The following is a 17,229-nucleotide window of genomic DNA, read 5'->3' on the forward strand; positions in this document are numbered from 1 at the left end:
GGCGCGCCCTCCTTACTGCGGCGCTGCCAGAACGCAGCGCAGATCGATGGAATAGCCGTCATCCCCGGCGTTGTAGCCGGTGTAGCTGACGGTCGAAAACACCCCGCAGCTCTGCAGGGAACGGATGTAGGTCGGAATATCAATGACCTGACTGGAATTTGCGTTGAAGAGCAGCTCACCGGTGGCGGCGTTGTAGTCGGTGAACTGAATTGTGATGGACGCGCCGCCTGCGGCCTCAATGCGGTGCAGCAGGCTGCTGGTCACATCGGGGTAGCTGCCCAGCAGGTCGGTCATACCGCCCGCGTAATCGCTCAGGGAACGGAACAGCGCGGCCTCCTCGGCGTCCCGGGTCGAAGCCTGAAACGCCTCGGCCTGGTCGGTGCACCAATTCAGAATATCCTGCCGCTGGCTTGTCAGCATCGAGGTGTGCAGCGTCAGGCCGCCCCAGCCCAGCATGGCCACGGCCACAACGGCAAGGCCCGGTATAAGCGCCTGCATCTCGCGGCTGCGGGTCTCGCTCTTGGCGGCCCCGGCGGCCTTCTGCCAGCGCAGATAGAAGTTGTTTTGTTTCATTGCCATAATGAAAATCCCCACGGCTCAATAGTTAAATAGGTACGGTTCAGCGTGCAATCAGGTTGCCGGCGGCGTACAGCACATCGGCCAGCGCCGTGCCCTTGGGCAGGCTGACGGTGGGCGAATCCGGGAACTGCTCCACCTTCAGGGCAAGGGCCTCACAGCCCGGGCGGCAGACGGTGAAATCCTTGGCGTCCGCACCGGCAAAGTAGACAGTGTCAATCTGGTGCTCGCTCTTGCTGGCAATGTGGAACTGAATCAGGCCGGAGAGCTTCTGGGCAATCTCGGTGCCGGACTCCGCCGTGCCGCGGGGGTTGAACAGGCGGCTGCGGGTGGAGTAGGTGTACTGCCCCTGCACGAACAGGCAGGCAGAAATCGTATCATCGTCAAATTGCAGCACCACAAAGGTGCCGTTCTGCAGGGCGGGAATCGTGCGCACGGCCTTGATGGGCGCGGCCAGCCCCAAATCAATGCAGGTCAGCTTGAAGCCTGCATCCTTGGCCAAGGCATCGTATCCGGCAATGACGCTCTGCTCCACGCGGGTGGCCAGCACAGTATCGGTGCGGGTCTTGGCATCGCGGGAGAGCAGCATATAATCGTCCAGCGGGGCGGTTGTCTCGGCACCGCTGGAGGACAGCTCATGAGAGAGCACGGCCAGCCGCTTTTTCTCGCTCATGGCGGGCAGCTCCATAATGCGGTGCATGAACTGGGAGCCGCCCGCAATCAGCGCCACGCGGCCGGTGGGCAGCTTGTTGTCGGCAAAAAAGGCCTTCAGCGCCTCGGCAAGGTCTGCCTCGTTGGTGATAACGCCGTTAATCAGGCAGCCCTCCGGCAGTTGGGTGCTGGCGGCGGCGGTGATGCGTGCGCCCCTGGCGGTGGGGCTGCCCACCGCGGCATACACGGTGCGGCTGCACAAGTATAAAGAGGTAAGGGATGCCATTTGGTGACCTCCAAAAGAAAATTTATATAGCCCCGGACGACGAACCGATGGTGCCGTAGGACTGGTAGATGGGCACAATGACCGCGGCCACAACGCCGCCGACCACAATACCCATAATGACAATCATAACAGGCTCCAGCAGCGTGACCAGACGCTTGGTGGCCATTTCAGCCTCGTAGTCCAGCGTTTCGCTGATGGTGGCCAGCAGGGTGTCCAGCTTGCCGGTCTCCTCACCAACTGCGATGGAGGAGGAGAGCTTGGTCTCAAAGCCGTCAATGGCGGCAATCGCCTCCGAGAGGCTGTGGCCCGCACGGATGCTGTCCAGCGCGTCGGCAAACTGGCTTTCGATCCACCGGTTGCCGATGGCGTCCCGCGCCGCGCCCAGCGTTGTAATGATGGGCACGCCGCTGCCGTACAGGTTGGACAGGGTGCTGGCAAAGCGGGCGGTGCAGATTTTGCGGTTCAGCACGCCCACAACCGGCGCGTGCAGGATAAAGCGGTCCCACTGGCGGCGGATTTTGGGCTGCGCCAGCAGCACGCGGAAGCCCAGCACCACCAGCACAATAACCACCAGCAGCACCGGCCAGTTGGCACCGACAAAGTCGCTGACGTCAAACAGCAGCTGGGTCAGGAAGGGCAGAGTCTCCATCTGGTCGAACATCGGCTTGAACTGGGGCAGGACAAAGGTCATAAGAATCGCAATGACCGCCACAATCAGCACGCTCAGGATGATGGGGTACATCAGGCTGTTGCCGACCTGCTGGTTCATCTTGTGCTCACGCTCATAGTAGGTGGCCATGCGGGCGCAGGCGTGGTCGATGCTGCCGGTGCCCTCGGCGTTGCGGATCATCGCCAGCAGCAGGTTCGGGAAAGCGGGCGCGCAGGACTCCATCGCGTCAGACAGCGGCACGCCCTTGCGCAGCTCGCCCAGGACGGCCTCATACAGGGCTTTCTGGCGGGCGTCAATGGTGCGCTCGTCTGCCATAATGCGGAAGGCGCGCACCAGCGGCACACCGGCGGCCAGCAGCGTGCCGAGGTTGCGGCAGAAATCCGCCAGCAGGGCGGTTTTCAGCGGGCGGAAGGCGGTGTAGCTCTTCTGGGCCTCCTGCGCGGCGGTCATATACAGGCCGTCCTCGCGCAGTTTGGCGTACAGGGCCTCCTCGGTGGGGGCATCGGCCAGCCCGCGGACGGTCTTGCCTTTTGCATTGGTCGCAGTATAGCGGAAACGTGGCATAGGGGAGAAACCTCCGAAAAATCAAGAATTACGGCAATGCCGCAGCAGCGGTGCTTAAGCCGTAAGGCGGGAATTGTGCGGTGTTGCCTTACAAAAACCGGAAATACCAGTCCAGAATCGGCTGCCCGGCCAGCATGGCAATCACAATGCCGGCGCAGAGGAACGGCCCGAAGGCGAAGTGGTCCTTTTTATCAGCCTTTTTGGCGGCCAGCAGATAGATGCCGTAGAACCCGCCGCCTAAGATGCCGAAGAACATTGCCAGCAGCGTGTGCTGCCAGCCCAAAAACAGCCCGGCGGCTGCCATCAGCTTGATGTCCCCGCCGCCGAACGCGCCGGGAATCAGCAGACACAAAAGCAGCATCGGTACGCTGACGCAGAGCGCCCCAATCAGGTGCGCACCCCACGCGGCGGGGTCAAGCAGCACGCTCAGCACACCGCAGACGGCCAGCGCCGCATTGAGGCGGTCGGGGATGGTCTGGGTCTCGGCGTCGATCAGCGCAACGCTTAAAAGAATCCCGCAGACGGCCAGCGCCAGCAGGGCGGCCCAGCTCATGCCAAAAGGTCCCTCCGGCAGGCTGTAGGCTGCGCCGTACCGCCAAGTACAGCCCAGCGCCAGCGCGCCGCCCAGAACCTCCACCAGGAAGTACCGCACCGGAATCGGCGCACCGCAGTGGCGGCAACGCCCGCGCAGAAAAAGCCAGCTGAACACCGGCACCAAGTCCGGAGCCTCCAGCGTGTGGCCGCATTGGGGGCAGATGCTGCGGCCCTTCAGCGGGTCCATATCCCGCGGCAGACGCCACGCCACTACGTTCATAAAGCTGAACAGCGCGGCGCCCAGCAGAAAGCGTATCAGCCCCAGCAGACACTCAAGAAGCAGCATACCCGGCCTCCGCGCCGTATTGCAGGCGGTCCTCCGCACGGAAAACACGGTAGCCCTCCGCGGCATCATAGATGGCGTACATACCGTTTTCGCAGTAGAGCAGCTTTTCCACGGTGTAGCCGTCGGCGTTAATCTGCAAAAGCGTCACCGTGCCGGGCAGCGAGCCCAGCGTCTCAATCTCCTCGGCCACGCCCTCGGCAAAGCCGTCTGGGCTGGTCTGGTCGGCGTAGGTGCGCCCGCCCGCGTAATATTGGGCGGATACGGCACGCGCCGCCAGCCGTGCGGCCTTGACCTGTGCCAGCGCCTCCCGGGCGCGGGCCTGATAGCGCAGCTCGGCAGCGCCGGTCACCACGGTGTAAATGACGGCGGCAGCGGCCAGCAGTACAGCCAGCTTTTCGGGGAAGGAGGCTTTCCCCCAGCGCTCCCCCGTATGGCGCAGCCATGCGCCCAGTCGTGCTGCCAGCATTGTGTCACATCCTCTACTTACTTATAATAACGGATCATTTCAGTATACCGTGTGAAAACACCATTTGCAAGGAATTTTTCCAAAAAGTCCGACAAGATTTGTTGGTATATAACACAAAATAGGGCAAAGTGCCCCGAAATCCCGCGGCAGGCACTATATTTAGTGTGAATTTGTTGAAATCTGCGGAAATTTCTTGCGAAATCGCGCCTGCTTAGATATAATAGCAGTATATATAGTCTGGAAGTATGTCCTTCTGAAAAGAAGCACAGGAAGTATATAGGAATCATCTATGGTGCAAAGCAACAAAAAATTCAAAAAGGGCTTTACAATGGTGGAGCTGATGGTCGTGCTGGCCATCACGGCGATTCTGGCTGCCCTTGTGGGCGGCGGCCTGATTGGCTACATCCGTCTGGCACGCTTTGAGAAAAACGAGGCCAACGCCCGCACACTGTTCCAGGCGGCGCAGATTGCCCTGACGCGCATGGATACGGCAGGGGAATTGGATGATTTCCGCGCACAGGTGCGCGATGTCGGCGATGTCGGCACGCATTTTACTGATACGACAAATCATACGCAGGCTGAGCTGGACGAGTTGAACAGCAATATCTATGCCCTTTATTACGATAAGACAGCAGACGATACAAGTAATAACCAGCTTGTGCATAACCTACTGGACGAGTATATCTACGATGAATCGCTGCTGGATGCCTCTGTCTGCATTGAGATTGATGCCGCCAGCGGGCAGGTGTACTCGGTTTTTTACGATACAAACTCCGACAAGCTGCGCTTTACGGACAGCACCGGCCAGACCAATATTATCGACCGCAGCTACAGCCACCGCCGCAATGACAGCCTGGTGGGTTACTACTCGGCCGAGGACCGCGTCAACGTGGTGGAGCTGCAGCAGACCCGGCTGAAGGTCAAAAACCCGCGTTTGTCCAATACCGAGACCCTGACCCTGAGCTGGGACGGCGATGAAAACCGCGACACGCAGGTACAGTATATCGCCAAGGCCTACAGCGCGGTTGGTAATAAGCTGCTGTTTGAGATCGAGATAAAGCTGCCGGGCAATAAAACAGAGCAGATTACCGAATTACATACCAAAATTTACGGTGAAAATGAAACAATAACAAAGGAAACGGATCTTTCGTATCCGCTGAGCTACAATAAGGGCAGTTTTGTCCTGACGCTGGACGCAATGGCTAGCGCTGACCTGTTGCGCGCCTGTGAAAATGACAAGGATACGGCTGACACAAGTCTGTTCAGCATTATCCGCTTGCTGCCCGGCAATACTGAGCCGCAGGACTTCTACATCACCATGCAGGCCCAGCCGAAGGAGGGATACAACGATAACTACACCGCCAGCACCGAGGTAAAGACAAACACCGAAAACACACTGTTTGCCGAAAAATCCACGGCACAAAAGGCGGAGCTGAAATATTACCGTCATCTGTACAATACGCGCTGGGTCGATGAAAATGGCTGGAAAGTTACAGGCGGCGCAACCTATACGATGACCCCGCAGGGGTTCGGCGTCAGTGTGCTGAACTGGACGGCCGGCAGCGTGACGGTCTACTGCCCGAATGATGAACCCAACGGCAAGCCGGTCGCGAAGGTTCCTTCGACAGAAAATCCTGTCGCGTGGCCGACCATCCCGAAATTGAGCGATAGCATCACGCTGAACGGCAGCAACCTTACCCTTGCCAATCTGCAGCTGCGCGGTACGTCGGTGTCGGCAACGGGCAAGCAGAGAGATGATAGCCTGCTTGACTGTTATATCGGCCTCGTGGGCGAGAACAACGGCACACTTAAAAATATCACCCTGCGCGATGTGGATTTGCAGGTCAACTCAGAGGTTATCCCTGTAGAGCAGGCCGCCGCTGCTGGCACTACCCTGAAGCTGACGGACACCACCGTTCTGCGCGCGTTAGATGACCAAAACACAGAGTACCGCGGCGGGGTCCGCGCGGTGGGTGCGCTGTGTGGCGTCAACACCGGCACACTCGAAAACTGCAGCCTGACGCACGGCCTCAACAACGCGCTGAAGTCACAGGTGCTGGCTATGCTGCCCTTTGACGAAACGGCCACAGTAACTGCGCGTGAAGAAGAAAAAAAACCAGTAAATAACAAAGAATATACCTACTATACAAACGAGCCGCGCGGTATTGGCGGCCTCGTGGGCGTTGCCATACCCAAAGATAAGACCAGCACCGGTGTCACGGCAACCAATCTGGAGGTTGCCAGCAATGTCACCGTAGCCGGTCTGCTGCAGGATAAGGCAACCACCACTGCAAACAACACTACGGTGAATGACAAAGCCCGCTACACAGCCGCCGCTGCGGAACCCGGCACAACGACCGAAACCGTCTGGCGCAGTGTCGGCGTGGGCGGCGTGTTCGGCACACTGGACGCGGCAGGGCTGATAACGGCAGACCAAACCAACGCAGATGCTGCCATCAAAAACGCAGCTACTGTCACAGGCAACGGCTTTGTGGGCGGTATTGCAGGAAATATTTACAACAGCGCAACAATGCCTGCAACCGTGACCGGTCTTGCCAACACCGGCACGGTCAGCGCGGGCGCTAACTATCAGGGCAGCACGGAGGGCGGTAGCCGTGTGCTGGGGCAGTTCTTCGGCGGCCTGGCGGGCTACACCCAGAATGTCAACCTGACCGGCTGCACCAGCAGTACCCGCAGCAACCTGACCGGCACATCGCTGACAAGCCAGATCCAGAAGGGCTACGACGTAAACGGCATCATCCAGGAATCCAGCCCGCTGAAGGGTGACTTTGTGGGCGGCCTGATTGGCTTTGGCAAAAATATTACGCTGACGAACTGCAGCGTGCAAAAGGGCTATGTGCTGGGCCGTACCTTTGTGGGCGGCATTGCGGGCGGCTTTACCGGCAGCAGTCTGGAAGTCACCGGCGGCACAAACGCAAGCTATGTGTTCGGCAACCGCTATGTGGGCGGTATTGTGTCGGTCAACGGCGCAGGCAGCACCATCAGCAGCATGGAGAACACCGGCCTTGTGGCGGGCCTTGGGCAGAATGCTGCCTATGTGGGCGGTATTGCGGGCCTGAATGATGCCACGTGGGGCGCAACCGGCACTGCCACAACAACTACGGCTACAATTAAAAACTGCACCAACAGCATGGCATCGGACAATGCGACCAACAGCAGCCGCATTACCCTGCTGAAAAATCTGAGCACCTACATGGTATCCGGCAAAGAAGAAACCATCTACGCGGACTTTGTAGGTGGTCTGGTCGGCAGCAATGGTACAAATGCTGTCCTCACATGGGACGGTACGGCAACGACGGTGTCGATGGGCGCCGTGCTGTACGGCAAAAACTATGTCGGCGGCGTGGCTGGTTATAACGATGCTACGGCACAAATCACCAACACAAAGGGTGACGAACTGACCGTCACGGGTCAGGTCATTGGCGAGGCTGTGGCGCAAACCGACACGGACGGCACGACAGTGTATGTCGGTGGCAAGGCGGTCGGCGGCATGGTGGGCCTGAACATGGCACCCAATCTGCCCATGGTTAATGTAAAAACATCGCTGGTACACGGTGAGCTCTGCGTTGGTGGTGTGATTGGTGCCAATATGCCGGTGGCGTCTGGTGCGAATACGTTTACCGTCACAAGCAGCAAGGGAACAGGAACCGGCAATTTTGCCACACAAACCGCAAACGGCCGCGTGGAGGCGGAGGGCCTTGCGGGCGGCATCATCGGCTATAACTGCCTGCTGTCGGCGGCCCCGGCACGGATTACGGAGCGTATACTTCCCTCGGTTGATAATAACGGCGGCAAGCTGCAGATTGCGGCTGGCAGCGGCTTGACCTATAACACGCAAGGCACGGTCACATTTACTGGCTTTGCCAACCAGCTGAATATCAGCGCCAACGCCTATGTGGGCGGCATTGTCGGCTACAACTACGGCGAAACAAAGCTGATCATCACCAACGCCACAAATGGCACGCAAAGCAACGCAGCCTCTATGGGCCGTGTGAGCAAATACAACAATAACGGCATCCTGGGCGGGGGTGTCAGCTTGAGTGCGTTTGAAATTTCTGGCATTACCCTGACACAGCCCAACCCCAGCGATAGCCGGACGCTGGCCGACCGCGCCTACTTTGCGGGCGGCATCGTCGGCTATGCGGCCCAATATACAACGCTGGACGACTGCAAAAACTACGGTGCGGTTACACATGAGAGCGTGGCGGGCGGCATTACCGGCTGGAACGACGGCACAATTACAAACAGCCAGACCTATTCCGCCCTAGGCAGCCAGCAGGACGGCTACCAGTATCTGGGTGGTATTGCGGGCGTCAACAACGGAAACATTGAAAATTCCGCGATGCAGACCAACGCAACGGTGCGCGGCAGCAGCCTGATTGGCGGTGTGGCGGGCGTCAACCTGCCGGATGCGATGATTACTTATACCACAAACAGCAGCCTTGATTACGCGGTGCAGGCGGATTACTGCGCGGGCGGTATCACAGGCATGAACTGCGGCATGGTCACGCTGAAAAATGACACCCAGCTGAATGTCAACGTGACGGCGGGCAGCTATGCGGGCGGCATTGCGGGCAGCAACAACACCCGCGGCATGAACCCTGCTACCATTTCGGGCGGCAAGGTTGGCGGTGCGATTCTGGCAACCGGCAACTACGCGGGCGGCGCGGCTGGCGCAAACTATGCAAGCATCAGTAATGTGCAGCTGGTAAACGGCGGCTATGTGCGTGTAAACGGCCAGTATGCGGGCGGCATTGCGGGCAACAATGAGGGCAGCGGCATGATTGAAAACTGCCGGAACACCGCCGCTGCAGCCGCCAACAGCTATACTGTGTACGCCACCAACGGCTATGCGGGCGGTATTTCCGGCACAAACACGGCCCAAGCAAGCATTACTGGTGCACAGGTATCCGGCAATGTAAAGGTTGGCGTGGCACTGGGTGACGCATCGGGCATTACCCCCATCAATAACGGTACAATCAGCGGCGGCAGCATTGCGGAATGTGAAATCACCGCCACGGGTGAGAGCATCGGTGCGGTGGCGGCCATCAACAACAGCGGCGCTACAATTAAAGATGTGACGCTGACCGGCCTAGTTAAGTTCAACAGCAAGGCAACCAACGTGGGCGGCATCACAGGCAACAACAGCGGTAATGTGCAGAATGTTACGGTTAGGAATGACTCGCTGAATCTGAACGGCCTGACTGCCAACGCGGACATAGTCAACCTTGGCGGCGCGGTTGGTACCAATAGCGGAAAAGTCAATACTGCAAATGTCACGCTGGACGTGACGGACAATCTGGTTAAATATGTGAATCTGGGCGGCGTTGTTGGCAGCAACAGCGGCACTCTGGATCAGTGTACCTATCAGGGCGTGCTGGGCACGGCCGATACAAACAATGCCAGCAACATTATAAATGGCGCAACGAACACCGGCGATACGGTGGGCGGCATTGTCGGCCTGAACGGTGGCGAGGTTACCGGGTGCACGGTTGCCAGCATCACGCTGCAGGTGCAGGGCGCATCGGCACTGAGCGACAGCCAGACCACCGAGCAAAAGTTGAGCAGTGCCAGCCACGTGGGCGGCATTGCCGGGCAAAATAAAGGCACGGTGGAAAGCAGCTATGTTGCTACCACAGCAAACGGCGGCAGCATCATTACGGCACGGTTTGGCTTTGTGGGCGGCATTGCAGGCTCCAACAGCGGCAGCATCACCAACAGCGGCGCTCAGGGGGCATTTACGGCAAACAGAGGGACTGCCCTTGTCAATCAGGTGAACGATTGGTTGGACGAAACCAACGGCGATATCAATGCTATGGTTGCCGATATGAAGAACGATGGCACAGGCACTTATAGCGCATTGAAGGGTGTTGATACGGTTTCTGACGGCGGCTACGACAATGTTTATAACAGCAGTCTTTCCAAAAATGATCTGCTGGTGGGTCTGCGTGGGCGGACTTCGGCAAACGATAAAGCCGGCGGTTATCTGGGAGGTATTGCGGGCTTTAACAGCGTCAGCGGCACCATGACCAACGATGCCACGGGCAAGTGGTTTGTCTATGCCGACAACACGACCGATGATTCCAAAGTCGGCGGTATGATTGGCATGAACGAGGCCACCGGCGATTTGAACACACTGGTAAACTGCGCCGCCGTGCGCCGGTTTACCAGAAAAAACGATACAGATGATGACGATACAACAAATACAAAGAATAAAAATATTGCCTACGTCGGCGGCATTATCGGCGTGCAGCAGAATACCAACGATGACAAGTGGGTTATCCGCCGGTGCGTCAACTATGGTACGGTGTTTGACAGCGGCTCCAACTTTATCGGGGGTATTATTGCATCGTGGCTGAAAAATGGCGGCACCATTGAACGGTCGTTCAACTTCGGAAATCTTTGCACCAACACGAACTCCGGCGATGAGTCTGGTACAATCGGCGGTATTGTGGGCTATTTTGACAAGCCTACTCCCGGTGGTACGGCAAGTATCCTGTCTTGCCAGAACCATGGAGATATAAAATCCTATGGTATTTGGGAGGGAACAAAGAAATACGGCGCAAACGATATTGCGGGTATTTTGGGCAAGGTACTGATGGCAGACGGTGCAAATGACTATCTGCGCATCAATATTGTGGATTGTGTAAACGGCGACGTGACAATGGAGTGCGAATCTCTTGCAGCGGGCATTATGGGCTGGCTTGGCCCGTGGGGCAGCGGCAGTGTGTCGAACCCGGATAAGGTCGAGGTTTACATTGACCGTTGCCGTAACTATGCAACAAAAATTGATATATCGCCCAAGAACCAACAGTCTATTATTGCGGGTATCTGCGGCAACCGCGGTAGCGGTAGTGCTACAACAGCCTCTACAACTGTTACAAACTGCTTTGCATTGTATGATCAGAACGGTACAACGGCATACAGCAATGGCCACAGCTCTTATTTGGCACCTATTGCAACGAACCGCGGCAGTGAAAATATAGTGGCCTACGGCAACTATTTTATGGATGCAGCATTCAGCTTTAATAACGGCTATAATAAAGCCATGAAAACAATGTATGAGGAGGTACAAAACAGAGGCGCACAAGGAATTTGGGGTAACACGAACAATACACAGAACTATTATTACGGCACACGTCTCTTTGCCGGTGTTAATAACTCCATGGCTGACGGAACAGCCCGCTTCTTTGCTGCCGGTATGATGAATAACGGTAAAGTGGATGACGTTGACACGCAATATTGTTTTATCAATACGCCGACGGACGGGAGCTTGCGCGAAATTCGCCGCTATTTGAATACAACAACAAGTGATACGCGTGAGTGTGCGAAAATTTTACTGTGGTACAAAGACCAAGACGGTGATACAACGCCGAGCATGGCGGACATCACTGACGAGCTGATTCAAAACTATTACAGCACGATGTTGGATGTGGGTACGCCGGATAAGGTTACAAACCTGAATGTTACCCATGACAATACTGGCACAACTGTCTATGGCCGCTATGAGGTTACATGGACAGCCCCAACGAATGATGCTGTGATTACCGGCAATACCATGCAAAAAGTCAGCCATTATTTGGTTACACTGTATAAACCCGATGAGAATGGAAACTTTGTGCCGCTGGGGGAGAACTACACAAATATTGTTGTGTACGGTACGCGGTATCTGTTTGATGCCGATGACGATATGGCAACAGCCCTTGGTGACAGCACAAACTTCTATATTGGCGTTAAGGCTGTGAATGGTGCAGTAAATGCCGGGGAGGAAGAAACCACCGGCGAGGTTACATTCCTGCGCCCCTTACCTACGCCCGAACTGGAAGTGCGTTTGATAAAGAAGAACACCGATGGTCAGGCTTATGGACAATATCTTGTGTTGAAAAATGCAAGTGCGTACCAAGGTGTTTCCTGTGAGATTAAGGCATATCTGTTGAACCGCTCAACTACTGAAATTACAGTTACGCCGGAAAACCCCGAGGTCCCCATAACACAGGGACTTGGCGAGGCAACCCGCTTGCGCGCAAAAGCAACCCCCGCCGATGCAAGTACAGACAAGTGGATGGATTCGCAGACGTATGACGAGGCAGTTGGCATTCCCAAAACATACTTTGATGGCACGAAAGAGAATCAGGAGGTAGGTAACCCCGGCCTTGTCCATGGTAATGCGTTTGACGTAACTCACTCCACCGCTACTTACGGAAACAAGGGCAAGCCTATAATCAGCGGTACTAATACAGATGATTTGAAAATTACGGTAAAACTTAGCTTTACGCCGAACACGATTCTGAACATCGTACCCCGGTACCGTGTAATGCTGCTTGGCAAATACGCAGGTGAACAGAACGGCGGCGAGGATAAAACTATTAATGGGCAATCGCTGAAAGGTCAGTATGTGACGCTGGCCGCCGTGACAAAACCCGTGTACAGCACAGAATCTGAGTTTGTGCTGGACAATCTGCCTGATGAGGCTCTTGACGGTACTTATACCGATTTGCAGGTTATCTCTGTGCCAGTTGATGCTGGGTACAGTCAGGTTGTAACTCGTTGGGGCGAAACCGACTCGCCGGATGAGGCCGCTGCAGCTATCGAAGAAAATGGGGAGAGCAAGCCTATCAGCTGGTATAACGGTATTGAAATTATACGCAATGACGACGGTACATTCAGCTATGCCCACCTGACACCGCTGCAATTCTTTGCGCCGGATGACCCATGGGGACTTGGCAATACAACGAAAAAAGACTTTATTATGTACCAGATCCGCCGTGATGAGCTGAGGCTGAACATCCTGCCCGCGCCGATGGTAAGCGAAGAGGCAACAGGCACAATCCTTAACCCCGATGCCGAGAACAAGCTGAACTACACATTCACGTGGACACAGTACAAAAATGACGGCACAACTCTCGACGAAAAGCAACATACCTACGCCATTACACTGTATGGCTATTCCACCCAGACGGTTCGGGACGAAAACGGACAGACAAAGACCGTAACAATCAAAGAAAAACTTGAGCCGAAAGACGAAAAAAATAACTCGCTGGCCAGCCATGTGGAGTTTGATGGGAATGGTAAGTATACGTTGAATTTCTGTGTCGAGGATGTACTGGCAACAAGCTGGCAGTATGACAAGGTGCAGATTCATGTCACCCGTGTGCCGAACACCAAGGATAACAGTGAGAAGAATGCCATTGGCGCGGCGGGGACGGCGGATTGCGCGGTTATGCAGCGTCTGGCCGCCGTCAGCATTGTGGACGGCATCAGCCAGGTGGAGGACAACAACGCCGATGCCCTGCACTACACGGTTACGTGGTCTGCCGGTACGGGCAATGTGGCGAGCTATACCCTCTACGCTGAACAGAAAAACGGCGATGCATGGAAATATCTTTGCAAGTGGGAAGGCATTACAGAAACCGGCTACACGGTCGACTTGGAGCAGTACCAGGGTAAGACCCTGCGCTTCTATGTCGTGGCCGAGGGCAAGGAAGGAGACTCCTTCCGCAGTGCGAACGGCGTCAGTGCAGATGCAGTGATCGCCAACCGTACTGCCGCCCCGACTGTAAGCAGTGCATCGCTGAGCCATGGGACGCCCAGTCAGGAGGACTTCCTGCATAGCGAAACTCTGACCCTAAATGTGAGCGAAAATGGCGCGGCAAGCTACTACTATACGGGCTACCTGTTTAAAGATGTGGCTGATTATAAGAGAATCGCCGAGCTGGCAGCGGCCTATCAGGACAGCAGCAGCAAAACGCCCGCCGAAAAGGCCATGGCATTGACGGCACTGCAAACCGCACTTGATGGAATGCTGACCGATGCAACCGATACCGACCGCGTGCTGCGCATTATTGCCGATGATAACAAGGACGGCGGCGAACCCACTGCAACCAGCACCACGAACAGCGCTAGCATCAGCATCAGCAGCAGCTTCACCATGAAGCCGGAGTATGCCCGCCGCTGGCTGCTGCCTGCCCTGCGCAGTATGACCCCCGCCGGCAGCAGCGATGCAGCATCGAACTGGTACTACTATACCGCTGACGCTTCGACAGTTGCCCAGGATATGCAGCTGCCTGCCATTAAACTGGACGCACCGAAGGCGGATAACAGCAGAGCTGAGTATACGCAAGAGGTGAACCTGTATCAGAACGCACCGGTTGATGGCGCTATGCCGAGCGGTACAGAAACGCTTACTCTGACTCGCCGCACGGTCGAATGGCCGATTGGCAATCTGTATACATCGGACAACGGCGAAACGCGCAGCCTGACAAACCGCTATCAGTTCACGGTGAAGCCGTATAATGAGGATGACGTGCCGTATACGGTGACGGTCACGGTAAACAATCAGGCATATACGAACGCTGACGGTAAGGAACACCCGATTGGTGAAATCCAGAAGGTGGAAAAGACTGTTGGGCTTGCGTTGACCGGTGAGGAAGCTAAGTTGCTGACATATGAAATCCCCAAGACCGAAGCCGATGGCCGCGTCTGGTATGACCTGAGCCTGTTGCCGACGGAGGTAACAGCAACCGACGAAAACGACACTGTTATCGGTTACTCGTGGAGCAAGGTCTGGACCAGCCGCGCAACGCGGTTGACCGGCAAGCTGGTCAGTAGTGATACTACGTCCTACTATGCCGTTGATGTTGTGCCGATGCTGGAATTTGTACAGGGCACAGACAGCAACGTACTGCGCCTGACCTTGCCGGAGCTGCTCAACCAGCCGGAAGGCGGCAGCGGCGAGCTGGCGAAGAACACCCAAACTGTGACGGTTAAAGCGCTGCCGTATAAAGCCGATAACGGCGAGGATGACAAGACTGTTGCATCCGCAGAAACGCTGGTTACGGTCAACGCGCCGCAACCCACCACGCAGGAGGCGACAGAACCGCGGCTTGTTGTGGCAGTTAATGACATAACGGATGAGCAGACCGAGCCCGAAATAGCTGTGCAGGCAGCACCGCAGCCGACAGTGCTGATGGAAACTGCACCTGTGCAGATAAAGACGCCGGAAACCGCTGCGCCCGCAGAACCCGAACAAACTGTACAGCCGCCCGCAGAACAGCCAGCGGCCTGATTGTAACCACAAAAAAGGAGGTGGCAGTATGCGCCCAAAAGCACGCAGTATCCTGCGCGACAGGCAGGGGCTTTCCATGATATTAGTGCTCTGCATTGGGGCGGTGTTTGTGTCACTGTCGGCAGCGCTGGTGTACGCAGCCTCTGTGCTGACGGCCAACGCCAACCGCCAACTGCTGGAGCAGGAAGTTTACCAGCTTGCCACGGGCTTCTCTGACGTGCTGGGTGAAGAGCTGAATGATGCAACCAGCAGCTTTGCCAAATTCGTGAATAATACTTATATGACCAGCGAGTTTTACGGCAATGATCCGTTTGAGCAGGAGGCCCCCAAGCCAACTACCTTTGACGCAACCCTAAGCGCGGACGGCAGCGACGGTGCGGATGAAATACACGTCACGCTGCGCCGCCGCCCCGGCGAGGAGGCGGACAAGCTGAACCTGAATTCCTCCGTTGTAGGATTGTCTATCAGCTCCGGTGATGGTCAATGGAAGACGGTACTGAGCAACTGGGAAAACGATAGCTATAAGCTGGTGGATATGCAGCTTGATGTGACGGTCACGGTGAAAAAGGACGGGGAGAGCTTCTCCTACACAGTAACCTATGACCGTGCGGTGCATTATGATGTAAGCTACTATACACTGGATAGCGCTACTACGCATTATACATGGAGTAATGACAACCCTAACACATTTAATCCGCCTGCTGGCGGTGATACCGTCACAATCACCCAGGGCAGCGAAGCCAAACGGATCGTGCCGCACTTTAACACCAATAGCCCGGAAGGCATCACCTACACGCGCGGCGTCAAGCAGAGAACAACTACAACACAGGAGTGACCGCCCATGAAAAAAATATTGCAAAATCGGCGCGGTGAGACCATTGTGGAAGTGGTTGTCTCGTTTATGCTGCTGCTGATGTTTACCGCTATGTTTGTGGTGTCGCTGCGGTACGCCCGCGCTATGTCCCGCAAGGCGGAAACCCTGCGGGAAACCGCCTACGCCTTCTGCGCCGGGCTCTACCCGACAGGGGGGACTGGACCGAGCTGGCAGACGGAATCCGGAAAAGAGAGCCTGCGCTTCAGTTTTGACCAGTTTACCGTTGACAGAGTGCAGCTGCAAAGTGTGGAAACACAGGCCCAAGTGACCGAGGATGGCACCACAAAAGAAGAAAACTACACGTTCCACCGCTATTATAAAGAGCCCACGGCCACAACGCCGGGAACGGGGGACAACGCACAATGATGCAGCCAGTCAGAAACAAAAACGGCACAACACTGGTGGAGCTGATCGTCTGCATGGTGCTGCTGTCGCTGTTCACGCTGGCGGCGGTCACGCTGATACAACCCAGCGCGCAGGCGTATATGGAGATTCAGCAGCAGACCCGCGCCCAGAATCTGGCCGATGCCCTGATTGAAACCATCCGCGGCGAGGTTATGCACGCAAATGGGTATATCCGCTTTACCAACGGCGCGACCGATGAAGCCAATCTGAACAGTGTGTTTGATGCACAGTCAAGCTACAGTGACGGCACAGCGCTGGAATTCAGCGTCTACCCCAACCATATTGAAATACTGGATAAGGACCTTGTGCCTGCTCTGAAAAAGAGTGATAACACGGCGCTTTTGGACGAGGCACAGGCCGCAGACCTGAACGGCTACCTGCATATGCGCTACTACCGTGACACCCTGAATGGTAACGACAAGTACGGCAACCCGCAGCACAACAGGACGGCCGGAACGGACACGAACGGTGGAAGCATCCCAGCCATCGACTATATGGCCTACGCCTACACAACCGCCTACCCCAAGGATGCCTACATGGGGCTGTACATCAGCGATTTGCACTTTTATGCCCGCAGCTGGTCACAGCCGGACCCGACCGATACGCCGCGCATTACGGCCATGACGGTGGTGCTGACGGTCTCCAAAATGGGCAGTGACGGCACGGCTGTACCGCTGTGCACCCAGAAGGCGATTGTGCCGCTGCCAGGCGCGCCGACCATTTTGTATGCGCCCGGCACGTGGGACGGCAAGGCGTCCTCGGAATCGTGAG

At 56.3% G+C, this 17,229-nt stretch carries 9 protein-coding genes; 4 read left to right on the plus strand and 5 right to left on the minus strand.

Features of this window, described 5'->3' with window-relative positions:
- Positions 1–12: 12 nt before the first annotated feature.
- The 5 genes from NE623_RS04355 to NE623_RS04375 form a co-directional block, all read right to left on the minus strand.
- Positions 13–579, minus strand: a complete 567-nt coding sequence (locus NE623_RS04355; protein WP_256272203.1) for a hypothetical protein — start codon at positions 577–579, stop codon at positions 13–15.
- Positions 580–619: 40 nt separating this feature from the next.
- The gene (gene pilM / locus NE623_RS04360; RefSeq protein WP_256272202.1) at positions 620–1,513 is read right to left on the minus strand and encodes a type IV pilus biogenesis protein PilM; all 894 of its coding nucleotides are present in this window, start codon (positions 1,511–1,513) and stop codon (positions 620–622) included.
- A gap of 22 nt (positions 1,514–1,535) precedes the next feature.
- The gene (locus tag NE623_RS04365) at positions 1,536–2,747 is read right to left on the minus strand and encodes a type II secretion system F family protein (protein ID WP_256272201.1); all 1,212 of its coding nucleotides are present in this window, start codon (positions 2,745–2,747) and stop codon (positions 1,536–1,538) included.
- An 88-nt stretch (positions 2,748–2,835) separates the two neighbouring features.
- Positions 2,836–3,627: a prepilin peptidase gene (locus tag NE623_RS04370; RefSeq protein WP_256272200.1), complete on the minus strand. Its 792-nt coding sequence runs from the start codon at positions 3,625–3,627 to the stop codon at positions 2,836–2,838.
- The gene (locus NE623_RS04375) at positions 3,614–4,093 is read right to left on the minus strand and encodes a hypothetical protein (protein WP_256272199.1); all 480 of its coding nucleotides are present in this window, start codon (positions 4,091–4,093) and stop codon (positions 3,614–3,616) included. The genes NE623_RS04370 and NE623_RS04375 overlap by 14 nt, the downstream gene beginning before the upstream one ends.
- A gap of 289 nt (positions 4,094–4,382) precedes the next feature.
- Here NE623_RS04375 and NE623_RS04380 point away from each other — a divergent pair, with 289 nt between their 5' ends.
- The 4 genes from NE623_RS04380 to NE623_RS04395 are packed head-to-tail and all read left to right on the plus strand — an operon-like array spanning position 4,383 to position 17,228.
- Complete coding sequence (locus NE623_RS04380) at positions 4,383–15,179, plus strand: prepilin-type N-terminal cleavage/methylation domain-containing protein (RefSeq protein WP_256272198.1); 10,797 nt, start codon at positions 4,383–4,385, stop codon at positions 15,177–15,179.
- Positions 15,180–15,207: 28 nt separating this feature from the next.
- Entirely contained in the window at positions 15,208–16,014 is an 807-nt protein-coding gene (locus NE623_RS04385) for a hypothetical protein (protein WP_256272197.1), read from the plus strand.
- A 6-nt stretch (positions 16,015–16,020) separates the two neighbouring features.
- Positions 16,021–16,419 carry a type II secretion system protein gene (locus NE623_RS04390; protein ID WP_256272196.1) on the plus strand — a complete coding sequence of 133 codons (399 nt, stop codon included), beginning with the start codon at positions 16,021–16,023 and terminating at the stop codon, positions 16,417–16,419.
- On the plus strand, positions 16,416–17,228 hold the full coding sequence (locus NE623_RS04395; protein WP_256272195.1) for a PilW family protein: 813 nt from the start codon (positions 16,416–16,418) through the stop codon (positions 17,226–17,228). The genes NE623_RS04390 and NE623_RS04395 overlap by 4 nt, the downstream gene beginning before the upstream one ends.
- Position 17,229 lies beyond the last annotated feature (1 nt).

This window comes from Gemmiger formicilis, assembly GCF_024462815.1.
Lineage (GTDB): Bacteria > Bacillota > Clostridia > Oscillospirales > Ruminococcaceae > Gemmiger.